The sequence below is a fragment of the Robinsoniella sp. KNHs210 genome, assembly GCF_000686105.1.
Classification (GTDB): domain Bacteria; phylum Bacillota; class Clostridia; order Lachnospirales; family Lachnospiraceae; genus Robinsoniella; species Robinsoniella peoriensis.
On the sequence record NZ_JMLZ01000002.1, the window covers coordinates 2317330 to 2334167 of the forward strand.

Annotated in this window: 12 protein-coding genes and 1 other annotated feature; of the genes, 5 read left to right on the plus strand and 7 right to left on the minus strand. The window is 39.3% G+C overall.

What is annotated here, in order from left to right:
- Positions 1-397: 397 nt before the first annotated feature.
- The 4 genes from CD03_RS0117095 to CD03_RS0117110 all read left to right on the plus strand — a co-directional run bounded on the left by CD03_RS0117095 (position 398) and on the right by CD03_RS0117110 (position 5771).
- Positions 398-1114: a response regulator transcription factor gene (locus CD03_RS0117095; RefSeq protein ID WP_027294689.1), complete on the plus strand. Its 717-nt coding sequence runs from the start codon at positions 398-400 to the stop codon at positions 1112-1114.
- Positions 1098-2336 carry a sensor histidine kinase gene (locus CD03_RS0117100; RefSeq protein ID WP_027294690.1) on the plus strand — a complete coding sequence of 413 codons (1239 nt, stop codon included), beginning with the start codon at positions 1098-1100 and terminating at the stop codon, positions 2334-2336. The genes CD03_RS0117095 and CD03_RS0117100 overlap by 17 nt, the downstream gene beginning before the upstream one ends.
- A 114-nt stretch (positions 2337-2450) precedes the next feature.
- Positions 2451-3131 (plus strand): ABC transporter ATP-binding protein, encoded by a 681-nt coding sequence (locus tag CD03_RS0117105; RefSeq protein ID WP_027294691.1) that lies wholly within the window; start codon positions 2451-2453, stop codon positions 3129-3131.
- A gap of 60 nt (positions 3132-3191) precedes the next feature.
- The gene (locus tag CD03_RS0117110; protein WP_027294692.1) at positions 3192-5771 is read left to right on the plus strand and encodes an ABC transporter permease; all 2580 of its coding nucleotides are present in this window, start codon (positions 3192-3194) and stop codon (positions 5769-5771) included.
- Positions 5772-5842: 71 nt separating this feature from the next.
- Here CD03_RS0117110 and alaS read toward each other — a convergent pair whose 3' ends face one another.
- The 7 genes from alaS to CD03_RS0117145 form a co-directional block, all read right to left on the minus strand.
- Positions 5843-8482, minus strand: a complete 2640-nt coding sequence (gene alaS, locus CD03_RS0117115) for an alanine--tRNA ligase (RefSeq protein WP_027294693.1) — start codon at positions 8480-8482, stop codon at positions 5843-5845.
- Positions 8483-8559: 77 nt separating this feature from the next.
- Positions 8560-8712, minus strand: coding sequence for a hypothetical protein (locus tag CD03_RS38295; protein ID WP_197041669.1), 153 nt, complete (start codon positions 8710-8712; stop codon positions 8560-8562).
- Between the two features lie 110 nt (positions 8713-8822).
- Positions 8823-10055 carry a tyrosine--tRNA ligase gene (tyrS, locus tag CD03_RS0117125; protein ID WP_027294694.1) on the minus strand — a complete coding sequence of 411 codons (1233 nt, stop codon included), beginning with the start codon at positions 10053-10055 and terminating at the stop codon, positions 8823-8825.
- Positions 10056-10162: 107 nt separating this feature from the next.
- Positions 10163-10426: a binding site (T-box leader), on the minus strand.
- 48 nt (positions 10427-10474) lie between these two features.
- The gene (locus CD03_RS0117130) at positions 10475-12817 is read right to left on the minus strand and encodes a DUF5722 domain-containing protein (RefSeq protein WP_027294695.1); all 2343 of its coding nucleotides are present in this window, start codon (positions 12815-12817) and stop codon (positions 10475-10477) included.
- Positions 12818-12845: 28 nt separating this feature from the next.
- Positions 12846-13325, minus strand: a complete 480-nt coding sequence (gene rnhA, locus CD03_RS0117135) for a ribonuclease HI (RefSeq protein ID WP_027294696.1) — start codon at positions 13323-13325, stop codon at positions 12846-12848.
- 35 nt (positions 13326-13360) lie between these two features.
- Positions 13361-15052 carry a MutS-related protein gene (locus tag CD03_RS0117140; RefSeq protein WP_027294697.1) on the minus strand — a complete coding sequence of 564 codons (1692 nt, stop codon included), beginning with the start codon at positions 15050-15052 and terminating at the stop codon, positions 13361-13363.
- Between the two features lie 15 nt (positions 15053-15067).
- Positions 15068-15526, minus strand: coding sequence for a precorrin-2 dehydrogenase/sirohydrochlorin ferrochelatase family protein (locus CD03_RS0117145; RefSeq protein ID WP_027294698.1), 459 nt, complete (start codon positions 15524-15526; stop codon positions 15068-15070).
- A gap of 221 nt (positions 15527-15747) precedes the next feature.
- Here CD03_RS0117145 and CD03_RS0117155 point away from each other — a divergent pair, with 221 nt between their 5' ends.
- Entirely contained in the window at positions 15748-16782 is a 1035-nt protein-coding gene (locus CD03_RS0117155) for a 3-deoxy-7-phosphoheptulonate synthase (RefSeq protein WP_027294699.1), read from the plus strand.
- Positions 16783-16838 lie beyond the last annotated feature (56 nt).

The window sequence follows — 16838 nt, forward strand, 5'->3', positions numbered from 1 at the left end:
TACCTATATTACACAAAGCGTCCCTTCCTCAGCTAAACCCAAATTTAATTAACTAGCAGTCCCTCTCTATTTCAAGTTCTGTCCCATAAGATTGTCTGTAATAGTGAACTATAAGCCACTGCTGTAGACTGAACGAGCAATTTTATGTTTTCCACCAATATAGGTGTTAAACCATTTCCCCATTCCAGAGGAAAAAATTACAAACATGTTTTGTTTTTCATAGATTAACAAAACATAAAATGTTATACTTTGTTTGAAGATGATTAAAATAACATTAAAACCAAAAACTGTCATCTTAAATGTACTAAAGCGTGTTTGAAATTTCATTCCCACAAACTGTGACGCGCAGCTGGCAAAAAGCAAGTTTAAAACACGCTCTAAGAATAGGGAGAAAGTTATGATAAGAATTTTATTAGTGGAAGATTATGAAGAATTGAGAACTGAATTAACTGAAGTTCTGACGGATGAAAGCTATAAGGTCTTTCCAGCCAATACGTTTGTATCTGCTCTGCATATTTTTAGAAAAGAACAAATTGATTTATGTATTCTTGATATACGCTTACCGGATGGAAACGGTTATAGCCTATGTAAAAAAATCAGAACAATATCTGATGTCCCAATTATTTTTTTGACCGCTCTCAATAAAGAAGAGCAAATCATCCATGGCCTTGAAATAGGTGCGGATGATTATCTTAGTAAACCTTTTCGCCTTGGTGAATTTCTGGCAAGAATTAGGGTTCAGTTAAAAAAACATAACATTCAAGAGCTAAAAAGTATTATCCACAGTGGCACTCTGACATTTAATATACAAAATTATACAGTTGAACGCAACGATCAAGAATTGAACCTATCTCCGATCGAATTCCTGCTTTGTATAGAATTACTCAATGCCAAAGGTGCATTGGTTAACAGAAGCCAGTTATTACAGCTGATCAGTGATAAAACAGGCAGTTTTCCAGAAGATAATACCCTCACGGTATATTTCAGCCGAATAAAAAAGAAAATCGGTACTTTCAAAAATTGTGAATATATAGAAACCGTCAGAGGCTATGGCTATCGCTGGTCAATTGCAATTTATGCCAAAGAAAGGCGTTACTATGAAGTGGAAAGATGAACTTTATTTCAGAAACATAATCCTGGCAGCTGCCATAACAGCAATTCTTTTCTTCTGTCTGCTGCTCTACTCCTTCTATAATATGGAGAAAAGGTATGAAAAGTACGAAAATGCAGCATTAGGCCTTATTATACAGGAGTACGGAAATCCGGATAATCAATTTATCAATCGCCTGATTTCTATAAAAGACATTGGTGCCGAATCAGAAGGCAAAAAATATTTTAATAATCACGGCTATGAAATTACTCGTTTCCTTATAATGCTGAATAGAATGAAAAAAAATGTTTTGTTTCCATGTCTTGGTATATTAATTTGTACTATACTTTTTCTTTTTATTACCAGAAAAGAAATATGCAATCTTTATAACGACCTTCATAATGTCAGCGTTAAAATCAGAACAATAATTCACTTTTCCCAAAATACAAACCCTATTCTACCGGCATCTGGTATATGGAAAGAAATATCCCAAAATATAAAATGGGTTTCAGATAAAATAGAATGGCAGGAAGCTTTTCAATATTTTGAAAAACAGAACATGGAAAAAGAATTTGAGAATATGGTACACCAGCTTAAAACCCCTCTGTCTGCATGTTGCTTATATATCGAAAATCTTCAACAGAAAGAAATTGATATGAGGAAAAGTAAAAAACTGCAATTGTGCCTTAATCAATTAAACAAAATAAATATTATGATCCAAGAATTATTAACTCATCAAAAGAGTGTGAATGAAACATCTGTCTTTCACTATTGCCATAATAATATAAAGCATACTATAAATAATGCCTGGATTAGACTGACTCCGTTAGCCCGCCGTAAGAATGTTGCAGTTAAATACGGTAGTTTCGAAAATATTGAATTTGACTATGATGATAGATGGATGACGGAAGCTTTTGAAAACCTGCTTAAAAATAGCATTCAAGCAGCCCGCCTAAATAGTGTCATCAGCATTATTTTAGAACGTAATCCGGGAAATCTGAAAATAGAAATAAGAAATACCGGGGAACTGCTGAAAGGAAAAGATCATAACAAAATATTTGAAAGGTACTATTCAAAACTCCCCCAGGCTCAGTCCGGACATACAGGTATTGGTCTGCACATGGCTAAAACAATCATTTCAGGTCATCACGGAACAATAAAAGCAGAAAACAAAAGAGATGGCGTAAGTATCATCATATCTCTTCCTGTATTAACGGGTCCTGATACATATGAAACTAAAACCTGATACATGCCGCTGTGTATGGCTGTTTGTCACTGATTTGTAAGGTTTATGCGTTATAATTAAAATAATAGCAAAACAATTTTTCAAATAATTTCTAATTAATAGTGAGGTCGATATATGGAGATTATGTACATAGAAAATGTAACAAAAATTTATCAAAATGGCACCATATCCATACCTGCTTTACAGGAGATAAATTTGTCTATCGAAAAGGGTACGTTCAATGCCATCATCGGTAGAAGCGGGTCTGGTAAATCAACCCTTTTAAATATCATGGGAGGCTTAGAATCTCCCAGTACCGGCAGGGTAATGTTAAATGATACTGATTTAGCAAAGCTAAATGATTCTTCGCTGGCAGCTGTACGGAGAAAAAAACTGGGATTTGTTTTTCAGGCCTTTTATCTTCTTCCTGAATTTACGCTTTATGAAAATGTCCTTATACCTTCATTTTTAGATGAACAGGAAATAGATACTGACTTCATTGAATATCTACTGGAAAAGCTAAATATACAGTCTAAAAAAAATAATTATCCTGCGCAATTATCTGGGGGAGAGCAACAGCGGGCAGCAATTGCAAGAGCTGTCAGTATATGCCCAGATTTATTGTTAGCAGACGAACCTACGGGAAATCTTGATAATAAAAGTGGTGGGGAAGTCATGGATCTTTTGAAGTCGCTCCAAAAAGAAATTGGACAGACAACTATTATAGTCACGCATGATCTGGATTTAGCCCGTCAGGCAGACAGGATTATTATGCTTGAAGATGGCAAAATAAAAGATAATTTTCCAAAAGACTGACTTAAGATACATTTACCACAAGTATTTTAAAGACATGCTCTGGCTTAATTAAGGAAAGGTATGAAAAAGATGAAGATGAATAATTATTCCCTTGCTTGTCTGGGTATCAGAAGAAGAAAAAAAGATAGCTTCACAATGATTATTGTATCTGCATGTGCCATAATTTTAATATTGGTTGTTTTAATCCTTCAGGATAGTATGCGCAAAACAGAGTTAGAACAGAGGAAAAATCTCTATGGAGCCTGGTGTGCATCTGCCTCTATGGCAACTGATTCCATGTTAAACGACCTTAAAGGGCATAAAATAGTAAAAAACGTTGCAAGTATTGAAACATACGGCTATATTGTACAAAACGATAAAGCAAAAGGATGGATAGGATCTGTTGATAAAAATACCGTTGATACTGGCCGATTAACTCTTTTAGACGGTAGATTTCCAGAATATGCCGAGGATATAGCAATCGAAATGAGTGCTTTAAGCAATATGGGCTATTCCTATGATTTAGGACAGAAAATAAACTTTACCATTGTATATCAAGATAGCATGGATCACATAGAAAAATCTACCGTTAAATCTTTTCGCTTATGTGGAGTACTACAGGATTACTCTAATTATTGGAAAACAGATGCTTACGCACTGCCTTCTGCAATCGGTATCCCTTCTACCTTTGAGGATCTTCCATCTCAAAAAAAGCTGCTTATAGATGTGGAAGAAGAATATTTTCCAGCTTTGCAGGATTTGAAAAAAATAACAAACAGAACCTTTCTTGTTAATGATTATACCTATTATAATTTACCCGGTGGAGCAAAAAAAGAGATAGATCTGCTGTCAAGCCCAAACTTATTTGTTGCTATTATAAGTACCCTGACTATATTTTTTTTATGCCAGATTTTCTCGTACTCCTTACAACGCCGGGATCGGGGTTTTCGCTTAATGTCTGTACTTGGTGCCGATAAAAAAAAGATAAAAAAACTAATTATTTGGGAAGCATTCAATATTTGGGCTTTGTCAATTCCTTTTGGTTGTATCACAGGGCTGGGAATTACTGTTACGATACTGGAATTACTAAATCGGACAAAAGTAATGATCATTTATCCTGACTTTGTTACTGCTCACATAGCGTTGGGTATTTTTATTGTCTCACTATCTATGTGGAGTGGAATGTGTATCCCCCTTTTTCATAACTTTAAACCGAAAAAGCAGAATTCATTTAATGTCCTAAAAGCAGGTAAAAGAATTTTTTCGAAAAATGAAATATTCCGCCGGGAACGGGTTTTAGATAAAAAGAATTCCATGCTCTCTCTGATTACCTCTACTTTGTGCATGGGAATTATATTTTTATTCATATTCCTTTCACTAACAAGATATCGAACATATCAACAATGGAACCATGAGTGGAAACCAGATTATATTTATGGTTCTACATTAGCAATAAAAAGTAATCCTCTATATCATTTTTCGAAAGATATGCCATCACAAATCAGTTTGGTTTATGGAATTGAGAGCGTATGTTCTTTGCGTGCAAGTGGATATCTTCCTCTATCATGGGATAAAAAATATTCTAGTAATTATGCAAAACAAATAATAAGGCAATATTATCCAGAACGCGCTCATACGGAAACGGACAACTCCCTGGACTATTTAACAAAAGCAAACGATGTTTTTACTTATGTATTCGGAATTAACCCAGATGAACTTTTTTATAATTATTTTGAAAATGAGATTGATGAAGGAGGGATAGATAAAGAAAACTTCACAAAAGGAAATGAAGTTATTTTAATACTGCCAAACTATGAAGATATTTCCAGTACAACTGTTAAACAAGGTCTTAACAACGCATCCATGTTGAAGGAAAAAACGCTTTCACCACAAGATACGCTTCGTATCAAAGGTGAAAACGGATGGATAAACGTAAAAATCGGTGGTATTATACGAGAAATAAATGACAAGTATGAATCAACGATAGGTTACTTAACAGAATTCCCTTATAGCATAATCGGTTCTAATAATTTTTATAAAAAGTTAGAAAGGCCCGAAAAAGTAACTACATATGAGGCTTTATTTGCCTACGCCAGCAAAGATGCCAACTACGAATTAACTGATAGGCAGATGTCTTCTCTCCAAAATAACATCCCCGATTTTCAGAACTGGAGAATAGAGAAAGAACTTAAACAAAAAAGTATGTTTTCAAATTTAAGCCTGTCAGTCATCCTGATACTTTCTACGATACTTTTAGCAGCTATCATACATTGGAATATTATGCTAGCCAGGGCAGAAAGCATAAAAAAACGATGTGGTATTTTCCGGGCTCTTGGAATGTGTAAGAAAGATTTATTATATATGTATCTCAGTTCTTTTTTACGAACCCAAAGTATTGCGGTGATTTTAGTTCTTTTTACAGGTCTCAGTACCTGGTTTTGTAAATATTTTTTGGATACTTCTATTTTTCTTAATGTGGCTGAAATGACAGTAGCTGATAAAATATCATACGTAATATCAAATTTTAATTTTCTGTCACCATGGGCCACACTTACAGTAGTACTACTTATATATAATATTGGAATGTTTATCATTTGTCTGTTTCCTGTTAAAAAATTATTAGGAGAAAGTATTGGGGAGAATATTAAAAAATTAAAGTAACTGGGTTTTAATTGAATTGTGAAAAGGAAAAACACCGACATTTTTGCCGATGTTTTTCTTTATAATTGTCTTTATTTTATCTGACTTTCCAGTACTTCTCTTACCTTAGCAATTGCATCATCCACACCCGCAGGGTTCTTTCCGCCTGCCTGAGCCATGTTCGAACGGCCGCCGCCGCCACCGCCAACAAGAGCTGCAATTCCTTTAATCAGATTACCTGCATGTGCGCCCTGTTTGCAAGCTTGATCGGTTGCCATTGCAAGAAGGCTTACTTTTCCATCGGTAACGGATGTCAGAACGATTACGCCTTCTCCCAGTTTTTCTTTCAACTGGTCTCCAAGATCGCGAAGTCCGTTCATATCTACATCTGCAAGTTTTGCTGCCAATAGTTTAATACCCTTTACTTCTACTACCTGATCCATAACGTCTCCAAGTGCATCTTTTGCCAGCTTGCTCTTCAGAGAATCAATTTCACTCTGCATCGCTTTTGCTTCCGCTGTCATGTGGTTCAGTTTGTCTAACAAAGTTGCGGGAGTTGCTTTTACCAGTTTGGCAGCTTCCAGCAGCTCTTCTTCCATCTCTTTATAATATGCAAATACACCATCGCCAGTCAGTGCCTCGATACGGCGGACACCTGCTGCAATCCCTGCTTCCGAAACAATCTTGAACGTTGTAATAACACCGGTATTTGCAACATGGGTACCACCACATAATTCTTTTGAGAAATCACCCATGGAAACCACGCGCACATCATCGGCATATTTTTCACCAAACAGTGCCATCGCACCGCTCTTTTTGGCTTCTTCCACATTCATTACTTGTGTCACCACCGGAAGCGCTGCCTGAATTTCTTCATTTACAAGAGCTTCTGTCTTTGCAATCTCTTCTTCTGTCATAGCGGCAAAATGCGCAAAATCAAAACGAAGACGGTCCGGAGTTACAAGAGAACCTTTCTGTTCAACATGAGCACCTAATACTGTCTTTAATGCTTTTTGCAGTAAGTGGGTGGCACTGTGGTTTTTGCAGGTATTTGTTCTGTTCTTTGCACTCACTTCCAGCGTAACGGTATCATTTACTTTGAACATACCTTTTATTACTTTACCTACATGACCTACTTTGCCTCCCAGCAGCTTAATAGTATCTTCCACTGCAAATTCTGCATCAGCAGTCTTAATAATACCTTTATCGCCTTCCTGACCACCCATGGTAGCATAGAAAGGAGTCTGCTCTACGAAAATCGTTCCTACTTCCCCATCCGCAATTGCTTCCACAATTTCTTTATCTGTTGTGAGAACTGTAATCTTAGAAGACACGCTCAAGCTGTCATATCCTACAAATTCCGTAGTCACAGATGGATCAATTTCATCATAAACCGTAGCATCCGCCCCCATATAGTTTGTTACTTCACGGGCAGCGCGGGCTTTTTTCCTCTGTTCTTCCATCTCTGCTTTAAATCCCTCTTCATCGATGGTATAGCCCTTTTCTTCCAGAATCTCTTTTGTCAGATCCAGCGGGAAGCCATATGTGTCATACAGGGTAAATGCATTTACACCAGACAATGTCTTCTCTCCTGCTTTTTCCATATCTTCCTGCATTCCTGCAAGAATCGTGAGACCCTGATCAATTGTTTTATTAAATTTATCTTCTTCCTGTGTCAATACTTTGAAGATAAAGTCTTTCTTTTCATCCAGTTCCGGATATCCGTCTTTGGATTCTGCAATAACTGTAGCACTTAAATCAGCCAGGAATTTACCTTTGATTCCAAGTAAACGTCCATGACGGGCCCCACGGCGGATCAGACGGCGAAGAACATATCCTCTGCCTTCATTTGTCGGCATAATTCCGTCGGAAATCATGAATGTTGCAGAACGGATATGATCTGTAATCAAACGGATCGATACATCTGATTCATCATTTTCTTTGTATTTAACATTTGCAAGTTCACAGACTTTGTTACGCAGAGTTGCTATGGTGTCTACATCAAAAATAGAATCTACTCCCTGAACTACAACAGCCAGTCTTTCCAATCCCATACCGGTATCGATATTCTTCTGCTGCAGTTCTGCATAGTTGCCTTCTCCATCGCTTTCAAATTGAGTGAATACGTTGTTCCATACTTCCATATAGCGGTCGCATTCACATCCAACGGTACAATCAGGGCTTCCGCAGCCGTACTCTTCACCGCGGTCATAATAAATCTCGGAACATGGACCACAAGGTCCGGCACCGTGCTCCCAATAGTTATCAGCCTTACCAAAGCGGAAAATACGTTCGGGTGCAATACCGATTTCTTTATTCCAGATCTCAAATGCTTCTTCGTCATCCTGATAAATTGACGGATACAATCTGTTCTCATCCAGACCGACTACTTTTGTCAAAAACTCCCAAGACCATGCAATAGCTTCACTTTTAAAATAATCCCCAAAAGAGAAATTACCAAGCATTTCAAAAAATGTACCATGCCTTGCTGTTTTGCCTACATTTTCAATATCGCCTGTACGGATACATTTCTGACAGGTAGTTACTCTCTTTCTCGGCGGAATCTCCGCACCTGTAAAATATGGCTTTAATGGAGCCATTCCCGAATTGATCAATAATAAGCTTTTATCATTATGCGGAACCAGAGAAAAGCTCTTCATTGCTAAATGTCCCTTACTTTCAAAATATTCCAAGAACATTTTACGCAGTTCATTTACACCGTATTTCTTCACAAATCTATCCTCCTGATTATCCTTCGTTGTTTATATTTAGACCGCTGGATCGTGTCTTACCTGTATCGGAACACACTTTATTTCTGCATAGACGTACTCACCTGCTCTGCAGCAACTTTTGCATCCTTGCGGTCACGCAGAAACTTGCCAAATCTTATTCCCCCGAATGCCACTGCTGCTACCAGAATCATCTTCACTACTGTTTGTATAAACACTACCCAAAATTCCATTTAGCTACCTCCATAAATTGTGGTTAAGAGCGTGCAGACTGGTACAATGATTATTCAAACACGCTCTGGCCGGCAGCAACGTTTAACGCTGCCTGCCGGCTGATGTGATATTAGTCCACCTTAATTTGATGATACCCCTTTTTCCCTTTTTTAATCATTAAAACACCGTCTGCATCCAAGTCAGCAGAAGTAAACTTACGGTCAATTTCCGTTACTTTTACATCATTTACGCTGACACCGCCCTGGAGTATAATTCTTCGTCCTTCGGAACGTGATGCTGCCAGTTTGGTCTCAACCAGAAGTGTAATCAGGTCTTTTCCTTCATCCAGTTCTGCTTTGCTGTAAACCGTGGTGGGCATGTCCTTTGATTTGCCTCCGTCTGCAAATAATGCACGTGCTGCATCCTGTGCTTTTTTCGCTTCTTCTTCCCCGTGGACAATCTTGGTTATTTCAAATGCCAGGACATCTTTCGCATGGTTGATTTCTGCACCTTCCAGCGCTCCCAGCCTGCGGACTTCATCCATCGGAAGGAAGGTTAACAGTCCAAGACATTCTTCTACTTTTACATCCTCAATGTTTCTCCAGTACTGGTAGAATTCGTAAGGAGAAGTCTTTTCCGGATCAAGCCATACGGCTCCCTTCATGGTTTTACCCATTTTAATCCCCTCACTGGTTGTCAGAAGTTTGAAGGTAAGTCCAAATGCCGGCTTCTGTTCTTTTCTACGGATCAGTTCCACACCTCCGATAATGTTGGACCACTGATCATTGCCGCCTAATTCCATTTTACAATCATACATTTTGTTTAATTTCCAGAAATCGTAGGACTGCATTAACATGTAGTTAAATTCAAAGAAAGTAAGTCCTTTCTCCATTCTCTGCTTGTAGCAGTCCGCAGTGAGCATTTTATTTACAGAAAAATGAACGCCGACCTCTCTTAAGAATTCTACATAATTTAAATCCAAAAGCCAGTCTGCATTATTGGCAATGATTGCTTTATCATTGTCAAAATCAATAAATCTGGATAACTGCTCTTGGAATCTCTTAGCATTGTGTTGAATTGTTTCCATTGTCATCATGGAACGCATGTCAGATTTTCCGGATGGGTCTCCGATCATAGTGGTACCGCCGCCTAAAAGAGCAATTGGCCTGTGTCCGGCCTGCTGCATATGCATCATAGCCATAACGGTGAGGAAATGTCCTGCGGTAAGGCTGTCTGCCGTCGCATCAAAACCAATATAAAATGTTACGGACTCCTTACCTAATAATTCGCGTATTTCTTCCTCGTGTGTTGTTTGTTCGATAAATCCTCTTTCTTTTAAAATATCGAATACATTTGCTGCCATCATCATTCCTCCTAATTCACTGTTTTTAATATAACATATGGGTTTGTGTATTTCAAGTAGGACGAGCATCTGTTTTTACCCACAAAAAAACTCCCGCCCTTTAAATTGAAAAGGACGAGAGTAAAAACTCACGTGTTACCACCTTTTTTCACAGCCAGCTCGCACTGTCTGCCTCTCTAAGTACAGAAATTCTATACTTTGTCACTATAACGTGTGCACAATCCGTCGCAGCCTACTTTTTCAATATATATTAAAAGTTCGGTACGCAGCTCAAAGAGGTATTCACAACAAGTCTCTCATGCGCCTCTCATCAACCGGCTGCTTTCTGTATGATACCTCTTATTGCTACTTATTCTTATCATCGCCTTATCTAATGCATTCATTATAAGAGCCGTTTTCGGTTTTGTCAACGGGTATTTTTATTTTACCTGCAATGACCTGGTAATCATATCTTGCCCGATCATCGCTTTGATGGTCACCATGCCCTTTTTCTTTGCTTTTACCAAGCCTTTTTTATTAATTGTGGCAATAGATGGCTTACTGCTTACCCATGTTACTTTTTGAGAAACTCCTTTTACTTTCAACTGCATCTTTTTACCAACTTGAAGGCTGGATTTAAATCCGGATATATAAACAGAGCTGATCCTGGATGCCTGTTTCAGATTTGCAATTGTAATTTTACCATTCGTCTTCCAGGAAACTCCTCTTGCCGGTTTCACCCAGACTTGAATCTTCGATACCTTCTGTCTGTATTTCCACTTTGATAAGTCTGCTGAGAACTGTTGCTTTCTGCCGGTTAAAATGGATGAGGCAGCTTCAAATATATGCTTTCCGTTGAAAAAGCGGACCCTTACATCTGCTTCCTTTGCCCTGGTTCCACTGACCATGATATCGAAGATAAAACGGCTTCTCGACTTAAAGCTCAGCGGCTTTTTAAATTTTTGTCCCACACCGCGGTATAAATTATTATTTGCATTACTGTCCACATTAAGTGTAGTTTCATTTCCGGAGGAATCCGTACCTCCGTTATATGTATAATTCCAGAGATTAGCAAGGTTCTTCTGCCCCTTACTCTTCTTAACCAGATAAAGGTTTCCGTTATTATAGGTGGTCATCTTTTTAAATCTGCTCCAGTTAAACCCTGAAATCTTGCTGCTCCAGCTTGAAATACCGATTTCTTTTAATGCAAATTTACTAATAGTTTCTGATGCCGTTGTATCAATGTATTTAAATACATCCCAGATTCTTTTTTGCTTATATGCGTTTTCAGTCTGACCCGGGCGATTACTCCAGATTCCGGCAAAAATCCCCTGATTTTCTTCTTCCACATGATCAACATGCCTGGTAATAATCAGGGAATCAATCTGGCTGTTGAACTCCGTGATGTAATAAGCATAGGCATAGGCTGCCGCCTGCAATTTTTCATCTTTTCCACGACCGCCTGTATAAGAGGAAAATCCCTGTTCTGACAAAATTACTCTGCAATTTTTATTCTTCTTTTTTACATAATCAGTCAATACTTTGATATTATTCATGGTAATATATTGGGAGCTGCTGCTGCCCCAGCCGATATCATCCCAGAAAACAGGGTCAGTCAGTGGCTGCGGGTAAGCATGATATGCCACATTCCATGGTATATTCCCCTCTTTTTTCAAAGCACTTACAAAGCCGTCCAGGGTACTTTTTGCTGTATAGGATCCTCCGTTTGGCTGTAATTGGTTCCAGCAGTTTGTCAAAGGAATATATACCCGTGCATTGCTGTAGATACTTCTCAGAGCTGTTGATATCACCCGGAAACTTCTGGCATAGCTTTTCGTATATTTGGACCTTGACATTCCGCCCATATAATTGTACCGGATATAATAATCTACTTCATTGCCTACTATCCAGTTAGATATCCTGCCATTTGCTTTGGACGAGCCCATATAACGCTCTCCCAGGAATGAAACCAGCGCCGACAGATTCTTAACCCCTTCTTCATTCATGGTATTCAGCCCATAATAAGCTTCTGCTCCACCCTGGGCACCCGGAGGAACCAGCACAGATGCCTGTGGCTCACCACGCAGAAGCAGGATTCCCGAGACAACCACATTGCTTTGTGTCAGGCTTCTCACCTGTGAATCCACACCACTGCAGCCTGACTTGGAAAACCAGTAAGTCTTTCCTTCAAAATTATAACGATATGCATTACTGTCATTTTTCTGCCATTCATCTACCATAAATTCATCCATCAGAATGTTAACTGCTGCGTGCTTAATCCCCAGATCTTCTGCATCTGCCAGCATTTGCGGACTAACCTGCAGCCCTTTTTTAGATGTTGCTTTTGGAAAAGCATAGCGGTATTTTGCTGCCGCATCCGGATTGGTAATATAAGACGGATCGCTGACAATCTCATATCCTCCGGACTTTCTCTTCACTGCAATGACAAACTTATTGTAAAGTACACTGTCGGGCTTATCCTTATTCAATGCAGCCTTAAGCCCAATGGATTTACTACGCCTACAGGATGCCAATGGCTTGGTGCTTCCCTTTATTCTGGAGGCATAAGGCCTTAATGCAAACAAGTAATACTTTCCATCCGTACCCGATGCAGACACAGAGCCTTTCGCACGAATCACCACCTGATTCCTGTTCGCCGTATTAATCATACAGCTTTGGATCTCCATCCCTTTTTTCGCCGCCTGCACCGATACCGGAACAAATAGTAATACAAGTGCAAATAGAAAGATCCCTCCCTTAAATAACTTTTTCATAACACACATATATCTTTCTCCTTAACCCAGGTAACTTTTACTGCATTAATCCTTCGTCTACGATCAGATTTCTGCCATCTGCTGCTGTAGTAGCTAATTCATCACATCTCTCGTTTTGTGCATGGCCATCATGCCCCTTCACCCAGATGAATTTCACTTCATGCGGCTCTTTTGCAGCAAGAAGCCTTTTCCACAGATCTATATTCTTAACCGGTTCATTTTTTCCCCGTTTCCAGTTCTTCTTAAGCCAGCCGTCAATCCATTTTTGGTTAAATGCATCTACCACATATTTAGAGTCAGAATACAGCTCTACCTGGCAGGGACGGTTCAGGGCTTCCAGCCCCACAATTGCAGCCATCAGCTCCATACGGTTATTGGTAGTCTTCACATATCCCTGGCTGTATTCCCTTTTATGTTCCTGCCCCTGAGCATCCACACAGATCAGAATCGTTCCATAGCCCCCTGGTCCGTCGGGATTTCCTCTTGCCGCACCGTCGGTATAAATTTTTACCAGCATTTTACTCCTCCTTTAAATCCTTTGAATCTTTTCAATTACAGAGACCATTCTCCGGTCTCAATAAACCTCTTCGCTGTATTTTCGGCATTATTAATAATCTCTTTTTCATATCCGATAATGCTCAGCAGCTTGATCGCATTTCTGGATGTTGCCCTTCCTGAATACAGCTTATAATCAAATAAAATATCATTTTTATAGACTTCTTCCTGGAAATGGTAATTGTCATAATCCTGTTCCAGAATATGTGTCAGCTCGATATCGTGGGTTGCCGCAAAGCTTAAAATATAACTTTGTGCCATACTTTTCAGTATCTGGGAAGAAGCCGCAATACGTTCTACAGTATTCGTTCCCCTGAGTACCTCATCCACAAAGCACATAATCGGTTTTCCCTCTTCCATCTTATCCAGAATACGTTTTAAGGATTTAATCTCTACAATGTAATAGCTCTCCTGGCTCATCAGGTCATCTCTTAATGCCATGGAAGAATACACTTCGTAAAAATTCGATTTAAAAGTTGTTGCCATACAAGTATAAATGGTCTGTGCCAGAATTCCATTAATGGCTACAGTTTTCAAAAATGTAGATTTACCCGAAGCATTGGATCCGGTCAATAGTACACCTTTATTCGCAGTAATGGAATTTTTCACAGGGTTATCAATCATTGGGTGATAAAGGTCATGTGCTTCCAGAAATGCATCTTTGGAATCTGAAAGTTCGGGAATGGCATAATCCTCCATCATGGTTCGAAAAGATGCGATGGCAATTGCAACTTCCAGCATTCCCATATTGTCCACCATGACTTTAAAGCTTTCCAGGTTATCTTTTAGTTCTTTAATTACGGTACGAAACTGAATCATATCGATATGAAATGTGTAATTTACATAATCCACTATAATATTCCCTACACCGCCGCCACGGTCACTGCTGGCACTTCCCGCCAGTAAAAAGAATGTATTACGTTTAAACTTATTGAACTTCTTCCTTGCCTCAATCGCCTGCTCCACATATTTTTTCACTTCCACACTGTCAGTGCTTGTTATGTGATCGGCCATTTTTATCAGCTGCACCATTACTTTACAGGAAAGCGTATAGGGAGATACCTTCCTTGCCTCTGTAAAATAGGATGTCCAGCTATAAGCAAGTACGCAGATCATTCCCACGACACCCGACGGCGGGTTGACAAAAATCAACGCTGCCATAGCTATTGTTATCAGAATCGTAATGTAATGCTTCGCATTGGTCTGGGGTTCCAGATCTGCCAGATTATAGACATAATCAAACATGGAACGGCGTCCTGATTTTCCCATTTCCCCAAAACTCACCTGCAGCTTTTCCCGTTCCTCCTTATGAGTCATAAAATACTCAACTAAACGGTTCCGCTCTTCTAACTCCTCTTTCGAAAATGATGGTCTGCGCAGCACATCATACAGACAGCTTTCTCCAATACTGGAACCTGTATTATTTAAAAGCATGAAAATTGTATCCATGTCCAAATCATTCCAGGTAATATCATCAATTGCATATCCTTTTTTTCCGTTTAACTCAAAATAATGGCTGATAGCCTCAAATTCCGCATATTCATATTCCCTTTCCGGCCTTTGCCCCCATGCCAGACGTGCCTTTCGCAATATGCTCTTCTTCCGTCTGTTATTATCAAACACGCAATATGCGCCAAAGCATACCAGCACGAGTATTACCACGGCTAACACAACTAGTCCCTGTTCCATCTTGCTCCTCTCCAGCTATAAGATCTGCCTCACTTTTTCCACCACATCTTTTGCTTTCCTGTGGTCTGTTCCTGTTGCTGTAACTCCTACTACAATCTGCTCTTTCCTGGCTATACCCGGAAAGTAAAAATCGCACTTATTTTTGTCGCTGCATACATTTACTGTAATCCCCATGCATTTACAGACACTGTAGATATCATCATTTGTTTTGTGATCATTTGTGGCAGCGATCACAATATCTGCCCCATAAATATCTTCACGCTCATAATTTTTCCTGAGGATTCCAATCACGCCGCTGCTTTCCAGCTCCTGCAGTTCCGGATTTACTTCCGGTGCGATTACTACCAAATGGTTTGTGAATTCAATAAGGGAACGGATTCTCCTTTTGGCTATGGTACCTGCACCTACAACTACCACCTTTTTTTCGGACAAATCCACAAACATTGGAAAATAGGGTTTTTTCTTTTCTGCCATCTTCCTCACTCCCTTGCCATGTATTCCTATTTTCTTACGCTTACCATCATATCACATGCGAAAATAAAGTTAAACCTGATTTTACAAGAAATATCTAGAATTTTTATTATAGATGTATTATAATGGAACTGTTTTAGACCGTTCTGGGCCGGCGGAGCATTCAAATCCGCCCAATTTTACATATCCAGACTGTTTTGGAGCCTGGGAAAGAGGAGGAAATTATGAGCTTTGATTTTATCAAAAAACTTCCGACACCGGAAGAAATCCGTACAGAATATCCAGTATCTGATTATGTTGCCAATGTGAAACAGAAAAGAGACGCCATGATCCGAGACGTATTTACAGGTGCATCCGACAAATTTCTCGTAATCATCGGACCCTGTTCTGCTGATAATGAAGATGCTGTCTGCGACTATATTAACCGCCTGGCAAAAGTTCAGGAGAAAGTATCCGACAAGATTATTTTAATACCCCGTATCTATACAAATAAGCCAAGAACAACGGGAGAAGGCTATAAAGGAATGGTACATCAGCCGGATCCTGAAAAAAAACCGGATTTATTAGCAGGACTAATCGCTATTCGTAAATTACATATCCGCGCTATTGAAGAAACCGGACTGACAGCCGCTGATGAAATGCTGTATCCGGAAAACTACCGGTATCTCTCCGATTTACTCTCCTACGTTGCTATTGGCGCACGTTCCGTAGAGGATCAGCAGCATCGTCTGACAGTAAGCGGCATGGATGTGCCTGCAGGTATGAAAAACCCTACCAGCGGCGATTTTTCCGTAATGCTAAATTCTGTAGTTGCTGCCCAGTGTTCACACAGCTTCAGCTATCGCGGCTGGGAAGTAAAAACTACCGGCAATGACCTGGCTCACGTCATTCTTCGCGGTGCCGTAAATAAGCATGGCAACAACCTGCCAAATTATCACTATGAGGATTTGAATCTTCTGTTAGAAATGTATGACGCAAGGGATTTAAAAAATCCGGCAGCAATCATTGATGCAAACCATTCCAATTCAGGGAAACAATATGCAGAGCAGGTGCGTATTGTAAAAGAAGTATTGCACAGCCGCAGTGTAAATCCACGTATCAACGAAATGATCAAGGGTGTAATGGTAGAAAGTTATATAGAACCGGGATGCCAGAAGATCGGTACGGCTAATCATGTTTATGGAAAATCTATCACTGATCCTTGTCTTGGCTGGCCGGAATCAGAAGATCTGATTTACCAGATTCATGATATGTGTTAAAAGAAATAATTCTGACATAATAAATCCGGATACACAGAGATATTTTTCTGAGTATC